The sequence below is a fragment of the Arthrobacter sp. EpRS71 genome, from assembly GCF_001512285.1.
In the GTDB taxonomy this organism is placed as follows: domain Bacteria; phylum Actinomycetota; class Actinomycetes; order Actinomycetales; family Micrococcaceae; genus Arthrobacter.
Genome location: NZ_LNUV01000003.1, coordinates 706,945 through 725,392, shown reverse-complemented (window position 1 = coordinate 725,392; position 18,448 = coordinate 706,945). Strand labels below are relative to the sequence as shown.

The 18,448-nt window shown below is 63.8% G+C and carries 19 protein-coding genes; 1 reads left to right on the top strand and 18 read right to left on the bottom strand.

From position 1 onward, the window contains the following. Positions 1-30: 30 nt before the first annotated feature. From purM to AR689_RS06070, 6 genes are all read right to left on the bottom strand, one after another. Entirely contained in the window at positions 31-1,179 is a 1,149-nt protein-coding gene (gene purM / locus AR689_RS06095; protein ID WP_062068092.1) for a phosphoribosylformylglycinamidine cyclo-ligase, read from the bottom strand. Then, complete coding sequence (gene purF / locus AR689_RS06090) at positions 1,176-2,807, bottom strand: amidophosphoribosyltransferase (RefSeq protein WP_062068090.1); 1,632 nt, start codon at positions 2,805-2,807, stop codon at positions 1,176-1,178. Before purF ends, purM begins: the two co-directional genes overlap by 4 nt. A 135-nt stretch (positions 2,808-2,942) precedes the next feature. After that, the gene (locus AR689_RS06085) at positions 2,943-3,275 is read right to left on the bottom strand and encodes a hypothetical protein (protein WP_062068088.1); all 333 of its coding nucleotides are present in this window, start codon (positions 3,273-3,275) and stop codon (positions 2,943-2,945) included. Positions 3,276-3,363: 88 nt separating this feature from the next. Beyond that, entirely contained in the window at positions 3,364-3,705 is a 342-nt protein-coding gene (gene uraH / locus AR689_RS06080; protein WP_062068086.1) for a hydroxyisourate hydrolase, read from the bottom strand. Then, positions 3,702-4,211, bottom strand: a complete 510-nt coding sequence (gene uraD, locus AR689_RS06075) for a 2-oxo-4-hydroxy-4-carboxy-5-ureidoimidazoline decarboxylase (RefSeq protein WP_062068084.1) — start codon at positions 4,209-4,211, stop codon at positions 3,702-3,704. Before uraD ends, uraH begins: the two co-directional genes overlap by 4 nt. A 153-nt stretch (positions 4,212-4,364) precedes the next feature. After that, the gene (locus AR689_RS06070; protein ID WP_062068081.1) at positions 4,365-5,207 is read right to left on the bottom strand and encodes a phosphatase PAP2 family protein; all 843 of its coding nucleotides are present in this window, start codon (positions 5,205-5,207) and stop codon (positions 4,365-4,367) included. A 193-nt stretch (positions 5,208-5,400) separates the two neighbouring features. On the opposite strand from AR689_RS06070, the gene AR689_RS06065 reads away from it, so the two are divergent. Continuing rightward, a complete protein-coding gene (locus AR689_RS06065) occupies positions 5,401-6,495 on the top strand; it encodes a pyridoxal-phosphate-dependent aminotransferase family protein (protein WP_062068079.1) in 1,095 nt (364 codons plus the stop codon). Positions 6,496-6,555: 60 nt separating this feature from the next. On the opposite strand, the gene AR689_RS06060 is transcribed toward AR689_RS06065, so the two are convergent. The 12 genes from AR689_RS06060 to gcl form a co-directional block, all read right to left on the bottom strand. Further along, a complete protein-coding gene (locus AR689_RS06060) occupies positions 6,556-6,828 on the bottom strand; it encodes a hypothetical protein (RefSeq protein ID WP_156424534.1) in 273 nt (90 codons plus the stop codon). A gap of 8 nt (positions 6,829-6,836) precedes the next feature. After that, positions 6,837-7,931, bottom strand: a complete 1,095-nt coding sequence (locus AR689_RS06055) for a C2 family cysteine protease (protein ID WP_062068075.1) — start codon at positions 7,929-7,931, stop codon at positions 6,837-6,839. Continuing rightward, positions 7,932-8,477, bottom strand: coding sequence for a hypothetical protein (locus AR689_RS06050; RefSeq protein WP_231745446.1), 546 nt, complete (start codon positions 8,475-8,477; stop codon positions 7,932-7,934). Between the two features lie 179 nt (positions 8,478-8,656). Further along, complete coding sequence (locus AR689_RS06045; RefSeq protein ID WP_062068072.1) at positions 8,657-9,076, bottom strand: ATP-binding protein; 420 nt, start codon at positions 9,074-9,076, stop codon at positions 8,657-8,659. Further along, positions 9,069-9,401, bottom strand: coding sequence for an STAS domain-containing protein (locus AR689_RS06040; protein ID WP_062068071.1), 333 nt, complete (start codon positions 9,399-9,401; stop codon positions 9,069-9,071). Before AR689_RS06040 ends, AR689_RS06045 begins: the two co-directional genes overlap by 8 nt. After that, positions 9,391-11,367: a glycosyltransferase family 2 protein gene (locus tag AR689_RS06035; protein WP_062068070.1), complete on the bottom strand. Its 1,977-nt coding sequence runs from the start codon at positions 11,365-11,367 to the stop codon at positions 9,391-9,393. The genes AR689_RS06040 and AR689_RS06035 overlap by 11 nt, the downstream gene beginning before the upstream one ends. A 19-nt stretch (positions 11,368-11,386) precedes the next feature. After that, positions 11,387-12,508 carry a PP2C family protein-serine/threonine phosphatase gene (locus AR689_RS06030; protein ID WP_062068069.1) on the bottom strand — a complete coding sequence of 374 codons (1,122 nt, stop codon included), beginning with the start codon at positions 12,506-12,508 and terminating at the stop codon, positions 11,387-11,389. 146 nt (positions 12,509-12,654) lie between these two features. After that, positions 12,655-13,122 (bottom strand): thioredoxin-dependent thiol peroxidase, encoded by a 468-nt coding sequence (gene bcp, locus AR689_RS06025; protein WP_062068067.1) that lies wholly within the window; start codon positions 13,120-13,122, stop codon positions 12,655-12,657. Between the two features lie 81 nt (positions 13,123-13,203). Beyond that, a complete protein-coding gene (locus tag AR689_RS06020; protein ID WP_062068065.1) occupies positions 13,204-14,043 on the bottom strand; it encodes a winged helix-turn-helix domain-containing protein in 840 nt (279 codons plus the stop codon). Between the two features lie 10 nt (positions 14,044-14,053). Next, positions 14,054-15,403 (bottom strand): allantoinase AllB, encoded by a 1,350-nt coding sequence (allB, locus tag AR689_RS06015; RefSeq protein WP_062068064.1) that lies wholly within the window; start codon positions 15,401-15,403, stop codon positions 14,054-14,056. Continuing rightward, entirely contained in the window at positions 15,396-16,562 is a 1,167-nt protein-coding gene (locus AR689_RS06010; RefSeq protein ID WP_062068063.1) for a glycerate kinase, read from the bottom strand. Before AR689_RS06010 ends, allB begins: the two co-directional genes overlap by 8 nt. A 25-nt stretch (positions 16,563-16,587) precedes the next feature. Then, on the bottom strand, positions 16,588-18,363 hold the full coding sequence (gene gcl, locus AR689_RS06005) for a glyoxylate carboligase (protein WP_062068061.1): 1,776 nt from the start codon (positions 18,361-18,363) through the stop codon (positions 16,588-16,590). Positions 18,364-18,448: the final 85 nt, after the last annotated feature.

Genomic DNA, 18,448 nt, shown 5'->3' with positions numbered 1-18,448 from the left:
TGCTACTTAGATGGGTGGGCGAGACGCCGCTTAGGCGTAGGCGTTCACCAAACGGACAGCGCCGCCGTCGACGCCCTTGGCACCCTGGACGTAGTCCGGGCCGGTCTTGTCGATCGAGTCGCTGTCAGCCGAAACGGTACCCATGACCCAGGACGGCAGGCCGCGGTCGTTGAGGCGGGCCACTGCAGCGTCGGCTGCCTCCGCGGAAACGATGGCGACCATGCCCACGCCGAGGTTCAGCGTGCGCTCCAGGTCGGCCAGCGGGACGTTGCCCAGCTCGGAGACCAGCTTGAAGATGGCGGGCAGTTCCCACGTGTTGCGGTCTACGGTGGCCACCAGGCCCTGGGGGAGTACGCGTGCCAGGTTGGCTGCCAGGCCGCCACCGGTGACGTGGCTGAAGCCGTGGACCGCGTTGGCCGAGTGCACCGGGAAGGTGCGGGCCAAGTCCAGGCAGTCAGCTGCGTAAACGCGGGTCGGCTCCAAGAGTTCTTCGCCCAAGGTGCGGCCAAGTTCGGAAACCTGGCGGTCCAGTGCCCAGCCAGCGTGGTTGATGACGCGGCGGACCAGGGAGTAGCCGTTGGAGTGCAGGCCGGAGGATGCCATGCCGATCACGACGTCGCCAGCGCGGACACGGTCCGGGCCGAGCAGGGCGTCGGCCTCCACGATGCCGGTAGCGGCACCCGCTACGTCGTATTCGTGCTCACCCAAGAGGCCCGGGTGCTCAGCGGTTTCGCCACCCACCAGGGCGGTGCCGGCTACGGAGCAAGCAGCAGCGATACCGCGGACGATGTCAGCGATGCGCTCCGGAACAACCTTGCCGCAGGCGATGTAATCGGTCATGTAGAGCGGCTCGGCACCCACCACCACGATGTCGTCCACCACCATGCCCACGAGGTCGAAACCGATGGTGTCGTGAATGTCCATGGCCTGAGCAATGGCAACCTTGGTACCAACACCGTCAGTGGACGTTGCCAGGAGCGGCTTCTTGTAGGTCAGCAGCTTCGAGACGTCGTACAGGCCTGCGAAACCGCCGACGCCGCCAATCACCGACGAGTTGTGAGTCGCCTTAATGGCGCCCTTCATGAGTTCGACTGCGCGGTCTCCCGCTTCGACGTCGACACCCGCGGAGGCGTAGGTGATACCGGAGTTATTCTCAGCGGCGGGTGTTGCGGAGCTCATACAGACTCTTTCTTGTCGGCGTCGGTCAAACGATCAGCGTCGGTAAGGAGGTTTTCGAATTCGGCGTCGGGGCCGGGATCGCAACCCGTGGCGCCCGGCTTCTCGGCAGGATCCTCGGAATCGTCCACAGACTCGGACTGAGCGGCCGGTTCAAGGCCACCGAGGTCGGTGCGCTCCAGCAGGTTCTTACCCAACTTGTCCGCGTGCGGCAGCTCGATGGGGTATTTGCCGGTGAAGCAAGCGGTGCACAGGCGTTCGCGCGGCTGCTGGGTGGCGCCGATCATGCCGTCTTCAGAGATGTAAGCCAGCGAGTCCGCACCAATAGCCGTGGAGATCTCCTCGATGGTGGCACCGTTGGCGATCAGTTCCGCACGGGAGGCGAAGTCGATGCCGTAGAAGCAGGGCCACTGAACCGGGGGAGAGGAAATCTTGACGTGCACTGCGGCGGCACCGGCTTCGCGGAGCATCCGAACAATGGCACGCTGCGTGTTGCCGCGGACGATTGAGTCATCCACCACCACAATGCGCTTGCCGCGGATCACGGATTCCAAGGCGTTGAGCTTGAGCCGGATACCGAGCTGACGCAGTGTCTGCGAGGGCTGGATGAAGGTGCGGCCCACGTACGCGTTCTTGACGAAGCCATGGGCGAACGGGATGCCGGACTGCTCAGCGTAACCAACAGCCGCGGGGGTACCGGACTCGGGAACCGGAATGACGAGGTCTGCCTCATGCGTGTTCTCGCGGGCCAACTGGCGGCCCATCTCAACGCGTGCCTCGTACACGGAGCGGCCGGCAATGGCAGCATCCGGGCGGGCGAGGTAAACGTATTCGAAGACGCAGCCGGCCGGGGTTGCCTCGGCGAAGCGCTGCGAACGGACGCCGTCCTCGTCGATGGCGATGAACTCGCCGGGCTCGATCTCGCGGATGAAGCTGGCGCCAACAGTGGCCAGGCCGGCCTGCTCGGACGCGACAACCCAGCCGCGATCCAGACGACCCAGGCACAACGGGCGGATGCCGTAGGTATCGCGTGCTGCGTAGAGGGTTCCTTCATCCATAAAGACGAAGCAGAAGCCACCCTTGATCTTGGGCAGCAGCTCCAAAGCGGTCTGCTCCAGGGTCTTTCCCTCTTCGCCCTCAAGGAGAGCGGTCACCAGCGCGGTGTCCGAGGTATTGCCCTGCTTCATCTCACCGGTCAGCTGGCCATCGTTGCGCTCAAGGATCATTTCCCGGAGTTCAGCGGTATTGGTCAGGTTGCCGTTGTGAGCCAAGGCAACAGTGCCTGTTGCGGTAGCGCCCAGGGTTGGCTGCGCGTTGGCCCAGTGGCTTGCACCGGTGGTGGAGTACCGGCAGTGGCCAACGGCCAGGTGCCCGGTAAGGGTGTTCAGGGTTGTCTCATCGAAGACCTGGGACACGAGGCCCATGTCCTTATAGACATTGATGCGCTTGCCGTCACTGGTAGCTATACCAGCCGATTCTTGTCCGCGGTGCTGCAGCGCATACAGCCCGTAATAGGTGAGTTTTGCTACTTCTTCACCGGGAGCCCAAACCCCAAAGACGCCACAAGCGTCCTGAGGGCCTTTTTCGCCGGGGAGAAGATCATGAGAAAGTTTTCCGTCGCCACGTGCCACTGGTCGATTGTCTCATGATGTCGGCGTGGTACGTTCCCCCGCAGGCTATGTGACCCCGTGAACTGGCGTGTTCCCGCGAAAATGCGGTGTGTCTCACATCTGCAAGCCCTCCAGAGAGGGAGCCGAACGCCCGACTTAGCGGACGTCGTCGTTCTCTGGTCCTTCGTCCGGAACCGAATCCGGAACGGGCTCAACCACGGCGCGCTGGGTGCGCTTGACGCTGATGCGGTCCAGGATCAGGGCGAGGATCGAGAAGAGAATGACGCCGCCGCCCGCGCAGACGATCAGGAAGAAGCCGAAAACGGTGCCGGCATCAAAGGCGGGGTCGGCTTGGCGGCCATAGGCGATGATTGCGGCCACGATTGCACCAACCACGGCTCCCAAAATCATGAAGGGTACAAACTTGGGTGCCCGGCGAACCGTGATCTCGCGGCGGGCGGAGTTGGGGGTGGTGTCCTCTGAAGCCATGCCTTCAAGCGTACCGTTCCGCGTTTGCGTACAGATAATGCCCCTCAGGTGACTCCTGGGGGCATTATCTGTCCACAAACTCCGGGGGTTAGCTGCCGCGGTACGTCGAGAACGCGAACGGGCTCAGCAGCAGGGGCACGTGATAGTGCTCGCCGGCGTCCGAAACTGTGAAGTTCAGGTCCACTTCCGGGAAGAACGTCTCGGTTCCGAGGCCCTCGTAGTAGGCGCCGGTGGCGAAATTCAGACGGTACGCGCCGCCAGGGATCCGCTCCGGGCCGAGCGTCTTGATGCGGCCGTCGGCGTCGGTTTCGCCCTTCGCCACCAGCGTCCAGTCCTCACCTTCGCGGACGTAGAGTACGACGGCGACACCCGCCGCCGGGCGGCCGGAACCGGTGTCCAGGATGTGGGTTGTTACCTGTGAAACACTCATGCGTTGACTCCTTCGCTGATCAGTCCGGAGAGGCGCAGCAGTGCGATCTCCCGCAGCTGGCCAGCCACGATCGTGTCTTCTTCTTCGGGGGTGTGGGTAATGCGTTCCTGGAGGGTGCTGAGGATTTCCTCGGCGCTGCGACCGGCAGCGCGGATCAGGAAGACCCTGCCGAACTTCTCCTCGTACGCCCGGTTTCCCTCGGCGAGTGCCGCTGTTGTGTGGTTGTCGCCGGGATCCACTCCAGCCTGCTCCGAACGCGACATGGCCGCCTCGGTGGTCTGGGCCTTGGGGCGTTCGCCGATCCGGGGGTGGTGCGCCATGGCGGACTCCACCTCCGCAGGGGTGAACGGCTCGGCGGCGCGCTGGGCTTGCCCCAGCAGTTCGTCGACGCTGGCGTAGGGACGCGCGTCGACGATGGTCTCCACCCAGCGGCTGATGTCCAGGCAAGGGGTGAGAGTCCTGATGGCCTCTTCCCGGTCAACACTGTTGAATACTGCAAGCTCCATGCTTGTCATCCTCGTGCAAAATGCTGGCATCCATGGTGTGGGCTATGCGGAACCCCTGCTGGTGCAGGAGGAAGCCCGTGCTTCAAGCTTCCGCATCATGGAACTGTTATTTCAGCATACGTAATTTAGTTAAGCCGAGTGGGCGGGCTGGTGTCAAGAGACTACCGCGCTGTGACGCCGTGTTCTGCCCGTGAGGTAAAGTCGGTGCGCCGTGATGACCAACGCCAGCCAGGCGATGCCGATGGCCCAAGCAGCCAGGACATCGGTCAGCCAGTGGTGGCCCAGATAGACCCGGCTCAGCCCCATGGTGAAGGCGAATGCTGCCGCCACCAATACCGTGATGACCCTCGCCTTGGTGGTCTTGAGCCTGAGGATTATCAGGTAAGCGACGATTCCCGCGATCACTATCGAGTTGAGCGAGTGGCCGCTGGGGAATGATGCAGAGTGCTCGTAGGGCGGAATCGCGTCCGCCATGTCCGGGCGGCTGCGGCCGAAGATCGGCTTGCCCAGGACGGTGATGATCAGGGATCCCAAGCCGGCAGCGAGCATCAGGATCACAGGAGTCCATGATCTCCGCCGTGTGGCCAGGAAAATCATGATGCCCACGGCGAGGAGGGGCATCCCAACTGTTCCGCCAATATTGGTGTACGCCGTGGTGGCCATGTCCAAGGCGGGGGAGCGTACTGACTTAGCGGCTGCCAGTACGGGATCGTCAAGCCCGGCAACCCCGTCCGCCTCGGTCACGGACTCGTAGACCTCGCCGAACACCAGCGTCAGCGACAAGGCGATGGCCAGTCCAACAACGAGCGTAATGATCAGGGCAGCATAGGGGCCGAGCAGGGAGGTGACTTTTTCAGCACCGCCGGCCAGTGCTCGGCCAGCCGGGGATTTCCAGCGCGTCAGGTCTTGGCCGGCAACGAACCGGTCCTGGCTCACTTCGCCGGTGACCCCTTGCTCGGGCGCCTCGTTCGCTCCGGTTTTTCCTTCAGTCGTCACTCTCGTCCCCTATCCGTGGCGGCCTCAGTATTGGTGAGCAACCTTAGCAGTTTGGGCTTGGAGGATCCTGGGTGAGCGGCCCTGAACGTTGCGAGGCCCGCTCTACGCCCTCTACGCGCGTTTTGGGGCGCAGAGTGGGCCCCGCAACGTTGGGTGGGGCAGAATGACCTCAACCAGCTGAAGGAGTTCGCACATGCAGCACATTCTGACGTCCAGGTTCCTGTTCGGTCCCGGCCCGAGCAATTGCTACCCCGAAGCCATGGCCGCGTTGGCCTATCCCGTGCTCGGCCACCTTGACCCTGTGTTCATCGAGCGGCTGGACCACACCTGCGAGGGCCTCCGGACTGTGTGGGGTACGTCCAACGCGCGGACGCTTCCGCTGAGTGCCACCGGTTCCGGCGGGATGGAAGCGGCTTTCGTGAACACCGTGTCCGACGGCGACGTGGCAGTGATCGCTGTCAACGGACTCTTTGGGGCGCGGATGTGTGAGGTTGCCCGGCGATGCGGGGCCACGGTGGTCCGGGTCGATCACGAATGGGGCCAACCCGTGGACGCTGATCGTGTGCTGTCAGCGCACCCGAACCCCAAAGTCATCGCCGCCGTCCACGCCGAGACTTCGGTGGGCGTGCTCTCCGACATCGCGGCCCTCGGCGCCGGCAAGGGTGACGCGCTGTTGATAACCGACGCCGTCACCTCCATCGGCGGACTGGAACTCCATGCAGACGACTGGGGAATCGACGTCGGATACGCAGGAACCCAGAAATGCCTGGGGGTGCCGCCGGGACTCTCGCCGTTCACAGTGTCCGATCGCGCGTTCGAACGCCGGGTGAAGGATCCGCGGTCCTGGTACCTCGATATCGGGCTGCTCGGCGGGTACGTCGGAGCGGCCAGCGGCGCCCGAACGTATCACCACACCGCGCCGGTCACCATGATCGCCGGGCTCGAAGCCGCCCTGGACCGCATCCTCGCCGAAGGGTTGGACGTTGTGCAGGCCCGGCACCGTGCCGCCGGCGCCGCCTTGCAGGACGGACTGCAGGACATGGGACTGGAACTGTTCGCCGCCGAGGGCTCCCGGTTGCCGAGCCTCACCACGGTCAAAGTGCCCGACGGCGTCAACTCGGCTGCCGTCCGCGCTTACCTTCTGGAAAACTTCAGTATGGAAATTGGCTCAGGTGTGGGGGAGTTCGCGGACACTGTGTGGCGCATCGGAATGATGGGCCCGAACGCCAACAGTGCCTCGGTGACCTTGGTCCTGGGTGCGCTCAAAGAGGCCATCGCCAAAGCCTGACCCTCTCTCACATCCCGCGTGCTTGAGCTGATCCCTCTCGCACCCCTCCGGCGCCGACGCTCAATCGGCGACCGGGCCGCCGTCGTACGTCAGTGTGGCGGAGGCTGCCGTGCTGCCTTCCGCGGGTTGGATCGAGGTGACCGTCAACAGGCCAGCACCCGGAAGGGTGACCGACTGCCCCTCGCGGAAGGCCTGCTTTCGCTGCTGCTCGGCGGTCCGGATCCAGAACTGGATGGCCGGAGCACCGTCCGCGATGCCGATTTTGACCACTCCCACTTTGACGCCGTCGAAGGTGGGCTGCATGCCTTGCTTGACTGTTACCAGCTGTTCCACGGCCATCCTTAATTCACGTCCACGGAGTATACGGAGTCAAAGTTTTCTTTGTACTCGTCCTCGGTCAGTTCCAGCGTGCCGGACTTGAGGTCGTCGTCGCCTTCCATGTAACCGCCGGAGGGGCCCCACGGGTTGGCCAGGACAATGACTTTCTCGCCGTCGTCGTTGGTTTTCACATCCACCACAACGTACGCGTGGTTGGGCACGACGTCGGTGCGGTTGACTTCGTCGGACTCCCAGACCCAGTCGAAGTCGTCGTCCTTGACATCCTCCGTTCCCACGGAGATGGCTTGGCCGTCCGAGAGTTTGTCCTCGATGTCATCAAAGTTCAGCTCGCCGTCCTTGTCAGCGGACTGCCCGGTCATCAGCTCCATCGCTTCGTTGCTGAAACCGCCGTCGATGTCGTCATAGGACCCGCCGCGGTGCTCAGCTGCCGCGCGTTCGTAGATGGAGAGCCAGTTGGGTTCGCCGTCAGCGCCGCGGACGCCGCCGTCAACCGACTTGGCCTCCACAGTGACTTCCACGGGTTCGCCGTCTTCGTAAAGGGTGACAACCCAGTGCGTTGGCGGGTCACCCACGGGACGCATATGTTCTTCGAGGAATTCGTCGAGTTTTCCTTCGCGCTCCAAGACCTGTGCCACCGAACCGATTCCGGCCAACAGCCAGCAGTCGCCAATCTGCCCTTGGTTGATGTCGCTGGGGTCCCCGGCATCGGGGTCGTTGCGGACATCGCCGTGCACATCGACGTCGGGCTTGTCCGGATCCAATGGTCCCGGGTCGCCGGGAGGGTTCGAATCTCCCCGCCCGGAACGATCGGAGCCCGAGGAGCCCGAGGAACCTGAGCTGGACTTGTCCTGCTCGTCCGCATTGCGGATCAGCGCTTTGGCTTGGTTCTGCAACTCGCTGGAGATCTTCTTCAGCATGGGACGGTGCTCGGAGTCCCACGAGGCGCGGAACATCACGGCGTCGCGGCCATCCCAACGTGCGTTGTTGATGAGGTTGCCCAGTTCCATGGAGAGCGAGCTCATCCGTTCCGAATGCCGCGACATGGTCTTGGCGAGTGCGCGCAACTGGGCAATATCTGCACCGTAGAATCCCGGCATTTATCTCTCCCCCTGAGGAATTTCGTTGGAATCGCACGTCTCGGACTCAACCGGAACGGTGACGCTGAGGTATGCCGGGCTCTTTGATTCGATGGTCACCGTGGCGCCCGCGGCATCCGTGCTGCGTGTGACCACCCATCCACCAGGCACGGGGTCGGTTCCGTCGAAGGCAGGGAAGCCGTGCCGTTCCAAGACTGGATCGGCTGCGGCGAAGACGTCCTCAAAGTTTTTGGACGGCTCCACGATGTCTGCGCTGCTTTTCATGCTCCTCGGTGACAGGATGCATCTGCCGTCCTGGGTGCGGCTCAAGCGGGCAGGATCATCCACGGTCCAGGTGATGTCCGGCATCTTCGCTTCCAAGGCAGCAACAAGCTCGGTGGTGATGGCGTTGTATTTGGCGGCGCTCTCGGCCACCGGGCCGGGCTCGGCAGTAACAGGCGGTGCGTCGCTGGGTTCCCGTTGGGGCGTGTCCGGGGTGTTGCTGCAGCCTGCAGCAACAGTCACCACAGCAAGGGCAGCAGCCAGCGCCCAAGCGTTAAGGTGCATGCGGCGGTTCATGTGGTTCCCCGGTTTCGTTAGGTGCTCGACGGCGGATCTCACCGAATGCTGTCACGCTTAGTTGCGCCTTGGCCATGGGCAGAACAACCCGTTGCGCTTCACGTTCGGCTCAAGCGGGTGGGATGTGAGAGATGGTTCGCCTCAAGCACGTGGGATGTGAGAGAGGATCAGGTGTTGCGCGTCAGGATCCAGGTGTTGGTGCCGTCTTGGCGTTCGAAGGTCACCGTGGTCACCAAAGCCTCGATGAGCGCCAGCCCGCGCCCGGACTCAGCCTCCGAATCCGGCATGGAAGCCTGCATGTCATCGGCGAACGGCTCACGGGCGTTGAACGCACTGACCCGTGCCACCAGCCGGGCTGGCCACACACTGATCTCGACGTCAATCTCCACCGGTTTCTCCGCGGCCGGAAGCGCATGCTGCACGATATTCGCGGCAGCCTCGATGACGGCCGTAGCGAACGTCATCCGGTCCATGTCCGGAACGAAAGACGCATCGTCCCACAGGGCGTCCAACTCGTTGTGGATGGCTTCGATGGCTTCCTCATTGGACGGCCCATGGAAGCCCCTGTGGGCGATGACCTCAGTCATCGCCGAAGGCCGCTTCTGCGGTGGGGTAGGCCGTGAGCACCCTGTCCATGTTGGTCAGTTCCAGAACCATCTTGACCTGCGGCTGAACGCCGGCGATCCGGAGGTCACCGCCTGCCTGCCGTGCGGCTTTGAGGCAGCCGATGAGGGCGCCCAGCCCGGAGGAGTCCATGAAGTCGGTTTCTGACAGGTTCACCACAACACGGCTGGAGCCGCCGGCCACCACCTCGGCCACAACTTCGCGCAGCTTGGGCGCGGCCACCATGTTCAGCCGGCCCACGCCCTTCACCTCCGCGTAGGAGTCGTTGACTTCATAGCTAAACTGCATCTGCATTCCTCTCCTCGGGGCGCTCCGGCCCAACAACCTCGGGCACGAAGCCCTTGTACAAAACTGCCTTGACCAGAACGCTCAGGACCACCAGATCAAACGCAACCCAGGCCACGTTCACCAGTGTGCCAAGAGGCTCGGACATTCCTGCGAGCAGCCGGATCACCCCAACCACCAGCGCCACAGCCAGAAGCACAGCCACAATGATCTGGGGCCTGATCAGGCTCCAACTGGGTCCGCCGCTCTGCCGGGCCTTGGGGGTGACGGCAAACCCGAGGGGACGACCGAACCAGACGTTCCGTGCCGCCGTCGTGCAGGCCTTGATCCAGGTGGGGAAGAGCGCGAGGCTGTACTGCTGCCCGCGCCAGGTAGGTATCCCGTGCCCGGCCACGAGGAACAGCAATTGGTTCACCACCATGAACGGGATGAAGCGGATGAAGAAATCCCAGCTGAGGCTGCTCACCGGGAGGATGCCCAGTGTCAGGTAGATGATGGGCGCCGCGAAGTAGACCACCGCCGCGAAACCGCTCAGGTAGGTCCACATGGTGGAGAAGTACATCAGCCGTTGGCCCCAGGACATGCGGCGCTGAACCAACGGGTTCTCGCGCAGGAGGACCTGCATGGTGCCTTGGGCCCAGCGGAGGCGCTGGGTCAGCATGGTCTTGACGTCCTCCGGGGCCAACCCGTTGGCGAGGATTTCGTGGTGGTACACGCTCTTCCAGCCGAGGCCGTGCAGGCGCATGGACGTGGCCATATCTTCTGTGACGGAGATGGTGGCCAGCGGCATGATCGGCTGTGCTTCGTCAGTGCGTTCCACGGAGATGGCGTCCAGCACGGCGTGAACCGACTCGAGCGCACCCAAGGGCGACCAGTCACGTCCGGACATGCGTTCGACGGCGTCACTCGCCACTGTAGTGACCCCGCCTTCGCCGACGTGGGCGAGTTCCATCGCGGCGATCTCTTCGAGGTCGGATTGGAGTGCGGAGAAGTCGGCGGCCACGAGGGTGCGTACGGCGTCGTCCACCTTGCGGCGAACCCGGTACGTGATCTCACTCAACGAGGCCCCGGCTTCGAGCTCTCTTTGGGCCGACTCCGTAGCTGCCTCCACTTCGTCGAGCATCTGTGCCACCAGCGGGTTCTCCGCCTCGGAGGATCGCCGGGCCTTCTTGATGGCGGTCCTGGAAGCAGCGAGGGCACGCCGGATACTCTTCTCCGTGGCTTTGACGTAGCCCACCAACCCCAGTTGCATGAGGGCTTCCCGGCGGAGGATGGCGTTGGATCCGCAGAAGAATGCCGCGTTCCAGCCGTCCTTGCCCTGCTGAATGGGACCGTAGAACAGGGGTGCCTGGCTGCCCAAGGGGTCGTCGGCAGGGACGTTGATGAAGTACTGCGGGGTCTGGACCAACGCCACTTTGTCGTCGTTGAAGTAGCCCAGCGTTTTGTCCAGGATGTCCGGCTCGGGGATCTGATCGGCGTCGAGAATCAACAGGTACTCGCCCGAGGTGACCATGAGCGCGTTGTTCAGGTTGCCTGCTTTGGCGTGCCGCGGCATGTCAGGTGTCCAGTCCGCGCCACGCGTGACGTAACCGATCCCGTTCGATTCGGCGAGTTCGCGCATCTCAGGCCGATCGCCGTCGTCGAGGATCCAGGTACTGTGCGGCCAGCGGATATCCTTCGCAGCCAGGGCCGTGGTCATCACCAGATCCAGGGGCTCGTTATAGGTGGTGATGAAAACGTCCACGGTGGCATCGGCCGGGGCAGGGGGCGGAGGCTTGCGGATCTTCAGATTCCACACTGTGAGGCCGAACAGCATCACGTCAATGAGGCTGTACGTCTCCGCGATCACCAACGGAACAGCAATCCACCAGGCCTCCCAGTTCAGCGAGGCCATCCAGCGCCACGCCACATAGTTGACGCCCAGAATGACCGTGAGAAGAACTATCAGTCGAGTCCAGAAACGAGTCACAAATCCCCCCTTTTGCGGTTTAAAGTCCTGTGTTTGGTTTTCGGCGAACCACGACGGCGGTCACGTCATCTTCCGCGGTTGACGCCGGCGCCAACTCGAGAAGGGCGGCGCACACATCATCCGATGTGGCGCCGTTGCGTGCCACCTTCTCCACGTTGCGTTGGAACTCTTCCAAGGAGTTATGGGCGTCCAGCACGCCGTCGCTGACGATCACCAGGGAATCGCCTGGCTCCAATTCCAGCTCCGAAGCAGGCCACTGCTGATCGTCCAGGATGCCGACAGGCGGGCCCGCGGAAACCAACCTCCGCGCCGCGCCCTCGGCCGGAACGTGCAGCGCAAGGCCATGCCCGGCGTCGATGTAGCTGAGTTTTCCGGAGGCGCTGTCCAGCCGCGCATGGAACATGGTCACGAAGGAGCCGGACTGGTCCAAGTCTGAAGTAATGGTGGCGCTGGCTGAGCCAAATGCGGCGTCGATCGCGGGGGTGTCCGCAACGGATCGCATGACGGCGCGGACCGTTGCGGCGATGAGTGCGGCGCCCATTCCCTTGCCCATGGCATCGGCGAAGGTGAGGTGCATGCCGTCACGGGTCTGGTACCAGTCATAGAAGTCCCCACCAACGCTGCGCGAAGGGCGGAAGGCGCCAGCGACGTCGTAACCGCTGAGGCGGACCGTTTCGCGCGGCAGGAGGCTTTGCTGCACCACGGCGGCCCGGGCGAGTTCGTCGCTCTGGCCGGTGTCGACGGCAGGGGCGGCGGGCGTCCGGGCGGCGCGGCGGAACAGTGCGCGGATGCGGGCCTGCAGTTCCTTGGGGCTGAACGGCTTGTTGATGTAGTCGTCCGCGCCGGTGTCCAGGCCGTTGAGCCTGTCGATCTCATCGGCGCGGGCCGTGAGCATCAGGATGTACGCGTCCGAGAATTCGCGGAGGCGGCGGCAGACTTCCATACCATCAATGTCCGGAAGGTTGATGTCCAGCGTCACCAACTCGGCGTTGGTTTTACGGACAGCCTCGACGCCGGAGAGACCGTCAGGGGCTTCGGTCACCACAAAGTCGAGCTGCTCCAGTACCAGGACGAGGAGGCCGCGGATGTCAGCATCGTCTTCTACGACGACAGCATGGCGAGGGGACGAGGTTGAGACCATGGCTCCATTAACTAATGCTGCTGGGTATTTGTCACGTTTAGTCACGACACATGAAACGCCCGCTCACAAATGTGGGCGGGCGTTACACGTTTTGTTCAGTTATGTGCGAGAGGGATTCGTTCAAGCACGCGTGATGTGCGGGAGGGCTAGACGCCCAGCTCTTCGCGCAGCGCCTGGACGTGGCCCTGAGCGGCAACCTGGTACTGCGTGAGCTTCACGATGCCTTCGCCGTCCAGGACAACGGTGGAGCGGACCAGGCCTTCGTGGATTTCGCCGTCAACCAACTTCTCGCCCCAGGCACCGTAGGCCAAGGCAACCTTGTGGTCTTCGTCGGAGAGCAGCGGGAAGGTCAGTGCAAATTCACCCGTGAACTTGGACAGTGCCTCCGGAGCGTCCGGGGAGATCCCGATGACGTCGTAGCCCTTGCCCTGCAGGCTGGCCAGGTTGTCGCGGAAATCGCAAGCCTCGGTGGTGCAGCCGGGGGTGGCAGCCTTCGGGTAGAAATACACAATGACGTTGCGTCCGCGGTAATCGGACAGCGAGACCTTAGTGCCGTCGGCGTCGAGAAGCGCGAAATCAGGTGCTTGCGTTCCGACGAGGAGTTTCTGGGTCATGGCGATCCTTTACGTTTCACCGGCAAACAGCCGGCATTCATCATTCAAAAAACGGATTGTCTAATAGACACAACAGCGAACTTAGATGCTGTATTCCGCAGGTCCGCGCACTGTGGCATAGGGGCCTGGCACGAACTGGTAACCGCCACCACGAACGGTGGCGACGGTGTGTCGGGCGGAGCCTAGCTTCCGCCGCACCCTTCCAACATAGACGTCGATCGAGCGAAATGCCGCGCCGGGAAGGTCAAATGACTCCAGGAAGCGTTGCAATTCTTCACGTGCAATGGCGCGGGAGCAGTTCACCACCAGGTAGCGGAGCAGCTTGTATTCCATGCCAGTAAAGGCAACCGGCTCACCGTCCAGCAGCACTACTTCAGCGGCGAGGTCCACCGCAAGTTGGCTGCGGCGGCTCGCCAACGTTACGGGCTCGACGGCGGTGCTGTCACCCGTCGCGGTGCGTCCCCCTCCGCCGGTTTCGGGGTGTCCCCCTCCGCCGGACAATTCACCCTCGCGTGCGCCGGTGAATTGTCCGGATGAGGTGGAATTTCCGTCGGCACGGGCGGCAGCGAGGGCATCGGCGAGCGTTACCGTACTCGAAGAGCGGCCGTTGGTACCGGCGTCGGCGGCTTCCTGCGGAGTGCCGCCCCAGGAAGTGTCGCCGACGCCGGAGTGCTCTGCCCCGGTGGCGGGCCAGATGCGGACTTCCGCCTCCGGGGCAAGTTTCATGGCGCGGGCCAGCACGAGGCGTGCTGCCCGCTCCCAGACCTCAGGATCGATCTCGTCGCCCTCGGCAGGGTTGACCCAGAGCGCCAGGCCGTGTGCTGTCAGGCCGTTTCGTTGATTCAAGCCGGCCCGCCGCGCGGAAGAGCCGCGTGCTGCGGGTCCTCGCGACGGCGGTGGCCCGTAGGCATTGACTGCCATGACGGTTGACCTAAACGTTGCCGCGGCGGAGCAGCTTGCCGCCGGGGTTCTGGCCGTCGATCGGGGTGCCGCGCAGGTAGGTCTTGCGGACGACGCCGGCCAGGGGACGGCCGTCGTACGGGGTGATCGGGTTCTTGTGCTTGAGCTTGCTGACGTCCACCACGAAGGCTTCGTCCTGGGCGAAGATGGAGAAGTCGGCGTCGTAGCCCAGGGCGAGCTGGCCTTTGTTGTGCAGGCGTGCCAGGGCGGCGGGCTTCTCGGCCATCCACGAGACAACCTGTTCCAGCGGGATGCCGCGGTGGCGGGCTTCGGTCCAGATGAGGGACAGGCCCAGCTGCAGCGAGGAAACGCCGCCCCATGCCACGGCGAAGTCGCCGTTTTCAAGGTCCTTCAGATCCAGTGTGGAGGGGGAGTGGTCCGAGACGATGCAGTCGATGGTGCCGTCCTGCAGGCCCTTCCAGAGGAGCTCGCGGTTGGAGGCTTCGCGGATGGGCGGGCAGCACTTGTAGGCCGTGGCGCCGTCGGGGATTTCTTCGGCCATGAGCGTGAGGTAGTGCGGGCACGTCTCAACGGTGAGGTTGACGCCGTCGCGCTTTGCTGAGGCGATCATCGGCAGGGCGTCGGAGGAGGAGAGGTGCAGGATGTGGGCGCGGGCGCCGGTCCAGCGGGCGCGCTCGATGACCTCGGCGATTGCCTTGTTCTCGGCGCCGCGGGGGCGGGAGGCGAGGAAGGTTTCGTAGTGGTCGCCGCCGGGGTGCGGGGCGCGGTCGATCGCGTGGGAGTCCTCGGCGTGCACGATCATGAGGGAGTCGAAGGACTTGAGCTCAGCCATGTCCTCTTCCATCTCATCGGCGTCCAGGTGCGGGAACTCGTCCACGCCGGAGTGCAGGAGGAAGCACTTGAAGCCGAACACGCCTTCGTCGTGCAGCGGGCGGAGGTCGCTCTTGTTGCCCGGGATGGCACCGCCCCAGAATCCGACGTCCACGAACGCCTGGTCCTTGGCGACCACGCGCTTCTGCTCCAGACCGTCCACGCTGGTGGTGGGCGGGATGCTGTTCAGCGGCATGTCGATGATGGTGGTTACGCCACCGGCAGCAGCGGCGCGGGTGGCGGAGGCGAAGCCTTCCCACTCGGTGCGGCCGGGCTCGTTGACGTGGACGTGGGTGTCCACCAGGCCGGGGAGGAGCGTTTCGTCGTCTGCGAGTTCGATGACCTCGTTGCCGGTCAGGCCGTTACCGAGGGGTTCGATCGCGACGATGACGCCATCACGGATGCCAACTTCGCGGGCTGCGATGCCTGCGGTGGTGAGGATGCGCTGGCCCCGGATAACGAGGTCATAGGCGCCGATTGCTTCAGACATTGAGGTACTCCTTGTTTTCGGTCCGTTCCGCCAGGTACACGCCTATGTGCTTACCTAATTGTTCAAGCAACGGACCTGCTTCAGCGATACATTTTTGGACATCTTTTTCCAGATCGGTCAGTGCGTGCACCGTGTGGAAGCCGGCATCCGTGAGTTGTTCCCGGCTCAGGGTACTCCGCCCGCACACTGCGATCACGGGAACCCCGTTCCTCTGTGCCGCGCGGGAGACGCCCATGGGGGTCTTGCCGAGCAGGCTTTGCTCGTCCAGGCTGCCTTCTCCGGTGATCACCAGATCGGCGCCCTTCAGTCGCTGCTCGAGTTCAGTGAATTCAAGCACGACGTCGATGCCCGGCCGCCGCTCAGCCTTCAGTGCCGCGATGGCAATGTAGCCAACGCCGCCTGCCGCTCCTGCGCCTTCGGCCTTGGCTGCGAACTTGGCGTGCTGCCCGGTGGTGGCTGCGAGGACGTCGACGAAGTGGCTCAGCGCCGCATCGAGCGAGGTGACGTCGTCCGGCGTCGCGCCCTTCTGCGGACCGAAGATGGCTGGGGCTCCGCTGGCCCCCAAAAGGGGATTGTCGACGTCGGACGCCAACACGAACTCCGTTGCCTCAACGCGGACGTCGAAGTTGGAGAAGTCGATGGTGTCCAGCTCGGCCAAGGCCGCGCCGCCGCCGGGGAGCTCGTTGCCGTTCTTGTCCAGGAACACGGCGCCGAGGCCCTGCAGGACTCCTGCGCCGGCGTCGGTGTTGGCGCTGCCGCCCACACCCAGGATGATCTTGCGGCAGCCGAGGTCCAGCGCGGCGCGGATGAGTTCGCCCGTGCCGATGCTGGTTGCTGTCTTGGCCGCCTCGGACGTGGGGCCGTCCGGGAGGAGGGCGAGACCGGAAGCTGCCGCCATTTCGATGACAGCTTCCTGGTCCCGCACCGCGAAGTCGGCCTTCACCGGCTCGCCGAGCGGGCCGGTGACGGTGGTGGTCCGGCGGGTGAAGCCGGAGCCGATGGCGGCGTCGATGGTTCCTTCGCCGCCGTCGGCCACCGGAATGCGTGTTGCTTGTATGCCGTGGCCGAACCCCGCCAGCAGTCCTGTTGCCAGGTGCTCGGCGACGTCGGGCGCGGACAGCGAGCCCTTGAATTTGTCCGGGGCGATGACAACACGCATTCCGGTGCCTCCTTCCTTTACTTACTTACGCTTTGGTCAGGATCGCGGTGGGTGCGTCCGCCGCGGTTTCTGCCAACTCTTCGAACTCGTTCACGCCGCTGATCTCAACACCCATGGAGATGTTGGTGATCTTTTCCAGGATCACTTCAACAACCACGGGAACCTTGAACTCGCCCATCAGTGCCTTGGCCTTGTCAAAAGCGGCAGGCAGATCGTTGGGGTCCTCAACGCGGATGGCCTTGACGCCCAGACCTTCGGCAACCTTGATGTGGTCCACGCCGTAGCCGTTGGTCTCCGGGCTGTTGATGTTCTCAAAGGCCAGGGAAACGTTCTGTTCCATGTTGAAGCCGCGCTGGCTCTGACGGATCAAGCCCAGGTAGCTGTTGTTCACCACAACGTGGATGTACGGCAGGTTGAACTGTGCGCCAACGGCCAGTTCCTCGATCATGAACTGGAAGTCGTAGTCACCGGACAGGGCAACAACAGTGGCGTCCGGGGTTCCACGAACCACGCCCAGTGCGGCGGGAGCGGTCCAACCCAGCGGGCCGGCCTGGCCAGCGTTGATCCACTTGCGGGCACCGAACACGTGCAGCATCTGTGCGCCGGCGATCTGCGAGAGACCAATGGTGGACACGTAGGTGGTGTCGCGGCCGAAGGCCTTGTTCATCTCCTGGTACACGCGCTGCGGCTTGATGGGCACGTTGTCGAAGTTGGTCTTGCGGTGCAGGGAGCCCTTGCGCTCCTGGCACTCGGCAACCCAACCCGAGTAGTCCGGCAGGGTCTTGGCGGCCTGGCGTTCGCGGGCCAGCTCCAACAGACCGTCCAGCGCCGCACCGGCGTCGGACGTGATGCCCAAGTCCGGGGAGAAAACGCGACCGATCTGCGTCGGTTCAATGTCGATGTGCACGAACTTACGGCCGGCCGTGTAGGTGTCCAGGCCGCCGGTGTGGCGGTTGGCCCAACGGTTGCCGATGCCGATCACGAAGTCGCTCTGCAGGAACGTCTCGTTGCCGTAGCGGTGCGAGGTCTGCAGGCCAACCATGCCGGCCATCAGCTGGTGGTCGTCCGGGATGGCGCCCCAGCCCATCAGGGTGGGGATCACGGGAACGTTCAGGATCTCGGCCAGCTCAACCAGCTGGGCCGAAGCGCCGGCGTTGATGATGCCGCCACCGGCAACGATCAGCGGGTGCTTGGCTGCTGTCAGCAGGTCCAACGCCTTTTCCAGCTGCTTGCGGGAAGCCTTGGGCTTCTCCACCGGCAGGGGCTCGTAGGCGTCGATGTCGAACTCGATCTCGGCCATCTGAACGTCGATGGGCAGGTCCAGCAGAACCGGGCCCGGGCGACCCGAACGCATCAGCTGGAACGCCTTCTGGAAAGCGCCGGGAACCTGGCCCGGCTCCAGGATGGTCATGGCGAACTTGGTCAACGGCTTGGCGATGGACTCGATGTCCACGGCCTGGAAGTCTTCCTTGTGCAGCTTGGCAACAGGTGCCTGGCCGGTGATGCAGAGCATGGGGATGGAATCTGCCCATGCTGCGTACAGGCCGGTGATCATGTCCGTCCCAGCGGGGCCCGACGTGCCGATGCAGATGCCGATGTTGCCATCAGCCGCGCGGCTGTAACCGTCAGCCATGTGGCTGGCGCCCTCAACGTGGCGGGCCAGCGTGTGGCGGATGCCGCCGTGGGCACGCATTGCGGAATAGAAGGGGTTGATCGCTGCGCCTGGCAGGCCGAAAGCCTCGGTGGCGCCTTCCTTTTCCAGGATGGCGACTGCCGCGTCAACGGTGCGCATCTTAGCCATGGTGTACTCCTTGTTTTTTGCCCTTTCGGGCGAAGTCTGTGGTGTTTTTGGGTGTGGTGAGGGAGCCGCCGTCGTTTAAGTACGA

What these genes read in the sequence shown, in the direction of transcription:
- AR689_RS06050 (WP_231745446.1), bottom strand. Translation starts at nt 8,477, where the DNA reads ATGCACCTTAACGCTTGGGCGCTGGCTGCTGCCCTTGCTGTGGTGACT.
- AR689_RS06055 (WP_062068075.1), bottom strand. Translation starts at nt 7,931, where the DNA reads ATGCCGGGATTCTACGGTGCAGATATTGCCCAGTTGCGCGCACTCGCC.
- AR689_RS06065 (WP_062068079.1), top strand. Translation starts at nt 5,401, where the DNA reads ATGCAGCACATTCTGACGTCCAGGTTCCTGTTCGGTCCCGGCCCGAGC.
- AR689_RS06040 (WP_062068071.1), bottom strand. Translation starts at nt 9,401, where the DNA reads ATGCAGTTTAGCTATGAAGTCAACGACTCCTACGCGGAGGTGAAGGGC.
- AR689_RS06010 (WP_062068063.1), bottom strand. Translation starts at nt 16,562, where the DNA reads ATGCGTGTTGTCATCGCCCCGGACAAATTCAAGGGCTCGCTGTCCGCG.
- gcl (WP_062068061.1), bottom strand. Translation starts at nt 18,363, where the DNA reads ATGGCTAAGATGCGCACCGTTGACGCGGCAGTCGCCATCCTGGAAAAG.
- uraH (WP_062068086.1), bottom strand. Translation starts at nt 3,705, where the DNA reads ATGAGTGTTTCACAGGTAACAACCCACATCCTGGACACCGGTTCCGGC.
- AR689_RS06045 (WP_062068072.1), bottom strand. Translation starts at nt 9,076, where the DNA reads ATGACTGAGGTCATCGCCCACAGGGGCTTCCATGGGCCGTCCAATGAG.
- allB (WP_062068064.1), bottom strand. Translation starts at nt 15,403, where the DNA reads ATGTCTGAAGCAATCGGCGCCTATGACCTCGTTATCCGGGGCCAGCGC.
- uraD (WP_062068084.1), bottom strand. Translation starts at nt 4,211, where the DNA reads ATGGAGCTTGCAGTATTCAACAGTGTTGACCGGGAAGAGGCCATCAGG.
- purM (WP_062068092.1), bottom strand. Translation starts at nt 1,179, where the DNA reads ATGAGCTCCGCAACACCCGCCGCTGAGAATAACTCCGGTATCACCTAC.
- AR689_RS06020 (WP_062068065.1), bottom strand. Translation starts at nt 14,043, where the DNA reads ATGGCAGTCAATGCCTACGGGCCACCGCCGTCGCGAGGACCCGCAGCA.
- AR689_RS06030 (WP_062068069.1), bottom strand. Translation starts at nt 12,508, where the DNA reads ATGGTCTCAACCTCGTCCCCTCGCCATGCTGTCGTCGTAGAAGACGAT.
- AR689_RS06085 (WP_062068088.1), bottom strand. Translation starts at nt 3,275, where the DNA reads ATGGCTTCAGAGGACACCACCCCCAACTCCGCCCGCCGCGAGATCACG.
- bcp (WP_062068067.1), bottom strand. Translation starts at nt 13,122, where the DNA reads ATGACCCAGAAACTCCTCGTCGGAACGCAAGCACCTGATTTCGCGCTT.